Origin of the sequence: Chitinophaga sp., assembly GCF_036569185.1 — a bacterium.
Classification (GTDB): domain Bacteria; phylum Bacteroidota; class Bacteroidia; order Chitinophagales; family Chitinophagaceae; genus Chitinophaga.
Genome location: NZ_DATCRD010000347.1, coordinates 1 through 8,352, shown reverse-complemented (window position 1 = coordinate 8,352; position 8,352 = coordinate 1). Strand labels below are relative to the sequence as shown.

Here is an 8,352-nt window from a genome sequence, read left to right as displayed (position 1 = left end):
ATTGATATCGATGGTGATGGTTACTTTTTGATGTTGAGTGATAAGTTTTTCTATGAAGCTGATGCGTGTAGCCACTACCGTGACTTCCAGGTGTGTGCCGGCCCCCTGCGGCGGTAATGATTGCGCAGGAATTATTAGTCGCCCGTTTTGCATAACCGGTTGCACGGAGAAGAATTTCTCCACGCCGGTATGCCTGTTCAGCCGGAATCCTTCCAGGTGTTTGACCTGGATCAGCGTTTTGTTCAGGCGGTTCACAAGGGAGCCGTCGTAGTGAAGATCCAGCTGCGGCATTATTGCCTGCCGGATCAGTTTGCCCTTCCTGCTGGCGATCCCGAAGTTGCGGGATGCCTGGCGGGTGGCGGATGTTTGTTTGACCGTTAGCGGCATGGAACGAACAAAGTAGTTTCCATTTCGCTGGTAGCCGATCATATTACCCAATTTACCAGTGAATTGGAATAACCCAGTTTGTTTAGCCATATCGATAATTTAGTTAACCGAATATACGGAATTTTTTATAGTGAGGAATCCAAAGCATAGAAAGATTCCAGTTGCCTGGAACGGATCTTTGAAGTATCGATCGGGTTGGTGTACCCGTACTCCTCGATGTACGTCAGGAATATAATTATTTGCCGCATAAAATGCGGTGAATAGAGAAGCAGTGCGGGCCCGGATGTTTGGAGACGCTTATATAAACATGTTATGTAAGCGTCTGCCGGAAATACACCCACAAAGACAAAAACTGGTTTTCGTTATTTCATCTCGCTTTAATATACTCAAATCTTTCAATAACTGTATCCAAACCTCTGCTGGTCATTTTTGTAACCAAGCTATCCTGGTTATAAAGATACTCGTATTGGACTGCATTAAAAACATGCCCATTGGCATCTTTGTATATCCAGCTCATAGGATTATTTTTTGACAACGATTCAGTATGGGCTTCAGGATTCACAGGTAAGTTGGCCAATGAATGCACATTAGGAGCATGATCATAAGACCCAAAAGTATAACGACTTCCCGTATGTACGTATACCATTTCCAGTAAATTTCCCTGTTTATTGAAAGTTTCAATTCGGGTATAATTATTCGTGGTTTTCCGATAGGTGACGACAGTATCCTGGTAAGAAACGGTCATCGTAAAGTGCGGAGCTGTACTGGTATCACCCAGCTCTCCGCTGAAAGATTTCATCTCCGAGATCCGCCCTGCCGCATCATAATAAAAGTCATCAAAAAAGTGCATTACTTCCCAAATGCAAGTGCCCATTTTACACTCTTTTATACTATCATAAGTCTCCACCTGGATCAATTGTTTTTGCCCGTTATACCGATAACTAATATAGCCATAGGTTCCTGTGTCTCCTTTCTCAGTGATTACATAACGCCTGGCTATCCGGGGTTTATTAAACTCATTATACTCCAGATTAAAGCTGGCACTTCCAAGCCAGGTTGGTGTTGTTTGGGTTATTTTGCTAAGTAGCCATTTATGTTTATCGGGGGGAGAAGGAATATCATTCCGCTTGCAGGCTCCTAAAAAACAAATCAATGTACAAGCTATAAACAATGCTTTCATTGTGGAATGTAGGTTTTTCATGGTGCTAATATTTAGGATGGTTAAGGTTAATCACCGATGATGGTTACCCGTTAATTTATAAATCAGTGATAAAAGTAAAAAGGGGAATAGGATATCTAATGCCGGGTTCAGGCATTAAGTATAACCGTAAATATACTACAATTATAATCAGTGGAGCTGCAACAGGAATTTTTAATTCAGGTCGCCGATTATCAAATTATTGGTGACGCTATTAATGGAGGAAGTACGTACATGATAATTCACTTTTATCAACCACCAAACGACAATCATCTAAAGGCAGGAGCCACGAAAATACAGATTTTTATAACAGTGTCTCTATTTCCAGGGACGACTGGATGGTTTTGATCCGGTTGGTTTTTCTTAAAGTGGACGGAGCTTTTTGCAGATGTAAGGCATTGATCTCCCCGATTTTCTCAGAAATGGAGACAATAAGCTGGAGAATTCTATTTGTAATTTGATATGGAGGCGTCATTATTCAGGCATTTGATAGTATCACGTGATACTATCACTACACATTCAGCCCAATAAAAAAAGCCCGCTATTCAGCGAGCTTTTTTTTCGTTGCCTGACCTGGATTCGAACCAAGACAAACAGAGTCAGAGTCTGTCGTACTACCGTTATACTATCAGGCAATAGCAATTCAGGACCGCGAAATTATAACATTTCCGATAATTACCAAATTTTTAATCCCTTTTTCTGGAAAAAAGTTCTTTAAAACGCTGGAAATCATATACTGATACCCCAATTCAGTGGCTTCTTTTATACTTGTAACTATCTGTTAAATCCCTCAAAACTGGCTATGTTATTACTATCCCCCCATTCCCCTGGTTTCGGCGCGTTTATATTCAGCAACCGGCGTAATTGCCTGCTCCTGGCAACGGCTGTTGTTGTGGCGGTGATAAAAATGGTAATATTTAAGCATTTCTTCCCCTATATGGATTTTACTTCGGATACAGGATCTTATATGGAAACGGCTTTGCAGAACAGGAACTACAACCTCTGGCCGGTGGGCTATTCCAAATTCCTGTGGTTGTTTCACCAGTTCTCCCGTTCGGAAACCATGCTGGCGGTGCTACAGTTTGTGCTGCTGGAAGCCAGCGCGTTTTTCTTTTACTTTAGTGTATGCTATATTTTTAACCCGCAGAGTTATTTCCGGTATGGGTTTTATGCTTTTCTGCTGATTAATCCCTTGTTCCCTTTCCTGAGTAATTATTTTATTTCCGATGCCTTGTTCCTTTCGCTGGGACTAACCTGGATCACCCTCCTCTTATGGATACTGCACAAGCCAACCACCTTGCTGCTGGTATTTCACGGGATATTGTTGGGATACGCATTTACGGTACGGTACAATGCCATGTTTTACCCGTTGGTAGCGCTGATACCGATCCTGTTGTCCACTTACCGGCCCTGGCAGAAGATAGCGGCTATTTTATTGCCGGTGGTACTGATTGTTTCGTTTGTGATATTCACCCGTCAGAAAACGGCGGAACATTCCGGTGTGAAAATATTCTCTGCTTTTAGTGGTTGGCAGATCATGAACAATGCCATGTATATGATGCAGTATATGCCGCTGGATTCAGGAGGAGTACCGGTACAACTGGCAAAAACGCATAAAGCCGTGTATCATTATATCACGGCGGTGAAGAAATTGCCTAGAAGGATTGCTGTGTCTGACGGGTCGTATTTTATGTGGGATATGAACGGACCGCAGAAGGGTATGCTGAGGGATTATGTACAGGTGCATAAAGATAAGGACGTATACGCCGGTTGGAGCGCAGTAGCGCCTGTATGCAGTGAATACGGCAATTACATGATCCGTAGGTATCCCTGGGATTTCACCCGTTATTACCTGCTTGGCAATGCAAAGCTTTATTTATTACCTGAGCTGGAGGTATTGGGCGGCTATAACCGCCCGGTGATTAACCTCGTGAATAAAGACGTGGCTACTTTTTTCAGAGATGGAGATAAACCCAAGCCGGAAAGTAAATATAATGAGCTGCAAAGTACGCTTATGTCGCTGTTCCCTTCATTGATCGTTATTTGCCATCTGTTGTTCCTGGAAGAAACCATCCGTTACCTTATTAAAAAAGGGATCCGGAAAACCAGCCGCAAATTTAATATCGCGTTATTGTTATGTTGGGTTTTCATTGCACTGAATTTTGCATTCAGCGTTTTTGCTGCACCTATTGTGCTAAGGTACCAGGTGCTGCTGATTGTGTTGTTGCTGGGTTATACGCTCTTGCTTACGGAAATAACCGACGCGCCGTTAATCTCCCGCAAAGAAGCCGAAACTGAGGAAGAACCCCTGATGCTGGGCATATAGCGGGCTTGTTTCAGCCGGAAAATATGAATGATATATTTGTATCTTTAACCGGGCTGTTACAAACTGCATTCATGCACTGCGAATGAAAAGACTGATAATTTCTTTGCTTATCTTGTGTTTTGGGAAATACTTATTTGCCCAGGATTCCCTCCGCTGGCTGCGTTATCCTTCCCTTTCTCCTGATGGAAAAACAATTGCATTTACTTATAAAGGTGATTTATACAAGGTAGCTGCTACCGGTGGCGTTGCCGCAAGACTAACCAGTAGCAATGGAGAAGAATGGATGCCTGTATGGAGCCATGATGGCCGCAGTATTGCTTTTGCATCAGACCGTTATGGTAATGCAGATATTTTCCTGGTAGATGCCAATGGTGGTAATGAAAAGCAACTCACCTTTCATTCTGCGGATGAATATCCGTATGATTTTAGTGAAGATGACCGGCAGGTTATTTTTGGCGGTGTAAGAATGGATGCAACAGATAGCCGGCAGTTTCCCTCAGATGCGCAGCCTGAACTGTATCGCGTGCCTGTGAACGGCACCAGGGTTACGCAACTGCTGCCTGTTCCCGCGGAAGACGCGAAGATCAGCCCGCAATACATTATTTATCATGATAAGAAAAACCGGGAAAATCAGTGGCGTAAGCACCAGGTATCTGCAGCAGCAAGAGATATATGGCTATACAACCGGCAAAACAATTCGTATAGGCAGCTAACAGATTTTCCCGGGGAAGACCGGTCACCGGTGTTTACAAACAACGGAAAAGCTATCTGTTATTTAAGTGAACAGAACGGCAGCTTCAATGTATACCGTTTGTGGCTGGATCATCCTGCAAAGCCGGAACAGCTGACCATATTTAAAGATTATCCTGTGAGGTTTCTGAGCGCAGCCGGAAATGGCTTGCTGTGCTTCGGTTTCAACGGGGATATTTATTTGCAGTCACCAGGCAGGGCGCCCCAAAAAGTGTACATACAAATTAGCAACCCGCTCACGGAAAATATAAAGATGGTGCCGGTAACGGATCACATTAAATACGGTGTGGTATCGCCTTCCGGTAAAGAGTTTGCTTTTATTTTCCGGGGAGATGTATTTTCCGCTGATATAGCACATGGGGCTGTCAGGCAACTGACGCATACACCCGGGGAAGAAGCCGACCTGAGCTTTTCACCGGATGGCAGGCAATTGTTGTATGCCAGCGAAACCAGCCATGGCTGGCAGCTTTGCACCATGGATCTGCAGCAGGGAAAAGCAACTGCGCTGCTGGCTAACGACCAGGAAAATTACCAGCCGTTGTATTCTCCTGATGCAAAAGAAGTGGCTTATATCGAAAACAGGGTAACGTTAAAAATATATAACATCGCTTCCGGGAAAAGCCGCCGCATAGCTTCATTGTTCAGCCGTAAAGACCATGACCAGTATTTCCGCTGGAGCCCCGATGGCAAATACCTGCTGGTGCAGTATAATCAACCCGGCGCCGGTAACCAGGAAATAGGGCTTGTAACTGCCGATGGCCTGGGCGTCTTACAGAATATTACCCAAAGCGGTTTTAATGATGAAGGCGCGCAATGGGCCATGAACGGGAAAATGATGATCTGGAAAAGCGACCGGAACGGGCTGCGGGGCTTCTCCTCCGGCAGCAGCCGGCAGCACGACGTATATGCGTTGCCGTTCTCCGGCACTGATTTTAAAGAAGCAGAACGGATCACCAGGCTCACGCCCTCCTCTGTCATGCTCGGGGATGTATTGCTCAGTAAAAGCGGCAACAAATTATATTACCTGGTAAAAGCCGGCGCCAGTTACCAGTTGTGGATAACGGATATAGCAGCCAAAACATCCACCATGCCTTTGTCTGTTAAGGCGGAAGATGCTTCCCTGCAATGGGATGCGGCACAAGAACAACTTTTCCTGCTGGCAGACGCCCGTCTCCTTCAACTGGATACCACGGGGCAAACGCAGCATAGCCTTACGGTAAAAGGTATCATGAAAGTAGACCTGGCCGCAGAAAGGCAGGCGATGTTTTCACATATATGGAGAAGAACAAAAGAAGCCTTTTATACCGCCGGTTATCATGGAACTGATTGGGAAGCATACGGCCGGAATTATGAACAGTTCCTGCCACATATTGCCAATAATTTTGAACTGGCGGAAATGATCAGCGAAATGCTGGGAGAGCTGAACGTGAGCCATAGCGGCGCTACAGGCAGTAATATACCGGAAGAAAAAGAAGAAACGGCTTCCCTGGGTATTTGTTACGATGTATCTTACAACGGGGCCGGTGTGAAAATAAATGAAATACTTCCCACCGGGCCGCTTGACCAGGAAGCATTTGCCCTGCAACCGGGAATGCTCATCATGGCTGTAGACGGAGAGCAGATCACGGCAGATAAAGATCTTTCACAATATCTCAACCGCAAGGCGGGCAGGAAAATACAGCTTACCATCAATGACGGGCATCAGCTGCGGGATATAGCGGTAACGCCGGTTACACCGGATGCGGAAAGCGACCTGTTGTATAAAAGATGGGTGAAGCGTAACCGCGAGGAGGTAATGCGTATCAGCAACGGGCAACTGGGATATGTACATTTATACCGGATGAATGATGCCGCCTACCGCAACGCCTACAGCGAAATAATGGGCCGGTATGCGGGATGTAAAGGCATTATAGTAGATACCCGTTTTAACCGGGGAGGCGACCTGGCCTCCGATCTGGGCATGATGCTGACCGGTACAGAAGTACGCAGAAATACAACAGACTCCCAGGTGGAGAGCATCGAGCCTGGCTTCCGGTGGACCAGGCCATCAGTAGTGATTGCCAACGAAGCCAACTACAGCGATGGCAGCTGTTTCGCTTTCGACTACCAGTATCTCCACATGGGAAAGCTGGTGGGAATGCCGGTGCCGGGCAGCTGTACTTTTATGACAGGAGAAACATTGCCCGATGGAAACCTCCACTGGAGCGTACCTTCACTGGGTGTGAAAAGCAAAGAAGGATATTACCTGGAAAATCACCAGACAGCACCGGATATACGGGTAAATAATTTGCCCGAAGAAATCACGAAGGGAAAGGATCAGCAGCTGGAAGCAGCTATCCGGCAACTGATGAAGGAAATTGGACTATCAACATTATAACGACCTGTATTTTTATGTCTTATGAAGAAGACAATAATATTCAATGGGAGCGCCTGAGAAACGGCGATAAACAGGCGTTGTTTGCACTGTATAATAATACCTATTCACATCTGCTCAGGTTTGGATTAAAAGTATGCGGCAGCGATGAACTGGTTAAAGATTGCATTACACAGTTGTTTTTACAGCTGTGGACCCGGCACCAGGGACTGCCCCCGGTTACCAATGTGCCGGCCTATTTATTTACGGCATTGAAAAGACAGCTGCTGGATCAGCTGGCCTATCAATCGAAGATCCATGCCGCCATTCATCGTATGACCGATAAAGAAGCGGAAAGCGAATTATCTTATGAAGAAATTATCATACAGGTACAACAGGATGAAGAATTAAAACAGCGGCTGCAGCTGGCGCTGAAGGCACTTACCCCCCGGCAGATAGAGCTGATACGGCTGAAATTTTTTGAGGGGATGACATACGAGCAGATCGCTGCACAAACTTCCCAAACGGTGAAAACGGCCTACAATACCATTTATGATGCCATTAAATCATTAAGGAAAATGCTGAAGTAGCAGGCGTTTCCTATCTTCCGAAAAAAAAATTATAAAACGCTTAGGAAAAGCGGCCGGTTTTGCCGTCTGTATAGTCAAAGGCATTACCTACATGAATTTCCTGGATTTCGAAGCCGCCGATTTTGCATGTGATGAATCTTTCCAGCGCTATTGCCTGGAAGAGAATGATACCGATGTATTATTCTGGGAGAGCTGGATAGCCCGCCATCCTGAAAAAACAGCTGCAGTTCAGGAAGCCCGGTATATGATCGGGGTATTGTCTGCCCGGCAGGGTAGCCGCCTGGAACAGCTGAAACACCTGAAAGACGGCATTGCCCGTTATGACCTGCTACATATGGCATTGGAAGAACAGCCCGCGGAAAATACCTCCCCCCGTAAAAAGATCAGTTCCGTATTTAAATATGCCGCTGTGCTGGCGGGTATGGTATTGCTGGCCGGCGCCATTTACCTGTTCAGCCGGCATAGCACGCCTGCGGATATCGCCTCTCCCAAAACCGGCATGGTGATCAATGCAGGCAATGATCCCCGTAAAACAATAGTGCTGCCGGATGGCTCCTCTATTATCCTGCGGAAGAACAGCTCCGTGGAGCTGGCCGCCGGGTTTAATGAAGTCAACAGAAAACTCACCCTTACGGGTGAAGCTTTTTTTGATGTAACACAACATGCACAGTACCCTTTTATAGTACATACCTCCGCTTTTGATATCAAAGTATTGGGCACCGTTTTTAATGTAAGCGCCTATGCCGGC

General features: G+C 45.7%; 5 protein-coding genes, 1 tRNA gene and 1 pseudogene. 4 read left to right on the top strand and 3 right to left on the bottom strand.

The features are described from left to right. From VIM72_RS26500 to VIM72_RS26490, 3 genes and pseudogenes are all read right to left on the bottom strand, one after another. Positions 1-477 (bottom strand): annotated as a pseudogene (locus tag VIM72_RS26500) (hypothetical protein); the annotation flags it as partial. A 277-nt stretch (positions 478-754) separates the two neighbouring features. Then, on the bottom strand, positions 755-1,588 hold the full coding sequence (locus tag VIM72_RS26495; protein ID WP_332005832.1) for a hypothetical protein: 834 nt from the start codon (positions 1,586-1,588) through the stop codon (positions 755-757). Between the two features lie 561 nt (positions 1,589-2,149). Then, a tRNA-Gln gene (locus tag VIM72_RS26490) sits at positions 2,150-2,220 on the bottom strand. 167 nt (positions 2,221-2,387) lie between these two features. Here VIM72_RS26490 and VIM72_RS26485 point away from each other — a divergent pair. From VIM72_RS26485 to VIM72_RS26470, 4 genes are all read left to right on the top strand, one after another. Further along, entirely contained in the window at positions 2,388-3,911 is a 1,524-nt protein-coding gene (locus tag VIM72_RS26485) for a hypothetical protein (protein WP_332005831.1), read from the top strand. An 82-nt stretch (positions 3,912-3,993) separates the two neighbouring features. Next, the gene (locus VIM72_RS26480; protein ID WP_332005830.1) at positions 3,994-7,038 is read left to right on the top strand and encodes a S41 family peptidase; all 3,045 of its coding nucleotides are present in this window, start codon (positions 3,994-3,996) and stop codon (positions 7,036-7,038) included. Positions 7,039-7,052: 14 nt separating this feature from the next. Further along, positions 7,053-7,604 (top strand): sigma-70 family RNA polymerase sigma factor, encoded by a 552-nt coding sequence (locus VIM72_RS26475; protein ID WP_332005829.1) that lies wholly within the window; start codon positions 7,053-7,055, stop codon positions 7,602-7,604. Positions 7,605-7,695: 91 nt separating this feature from the next. Next, positions 7,696-8,352 (top strand): FecR family protein (locus VIM72_RS26470; RefSeq protein ID WP_332005828.1); only part of this gene is annotated, 657 nt, incomplete at its 3' end.

Coding starts and splice junctions, on each gene's coding strand:
- VIM72_RS26495 (WP_332005832.1), bottom strand. CDS start 1,588: ATGAAAAACCTACATTCCACAATGAAAGCATTGTTTATAGCTTGTACA.
- VIM72_RS26485 (WP_332005831.1), top strand. CDS start 2,388: ATGTTATTACTATCCCCCCATTCCCCTGGTTTCGGCGCGTTTATATTC.
- VIM72_RS26480 (WP_332005830.1), top strand. CDS start 3,994: ATGAAAAGACTGATAATTTCTTTGCTTATCTTGTGTTTTGGGAAATAC.
- VIM72_RS26475 (WP_332005829.1), top strand. CDS start 7,053: ATGTCTTATGAAGAAGACAATAATATTCAATGGGAGCGCCTGAGAAAC.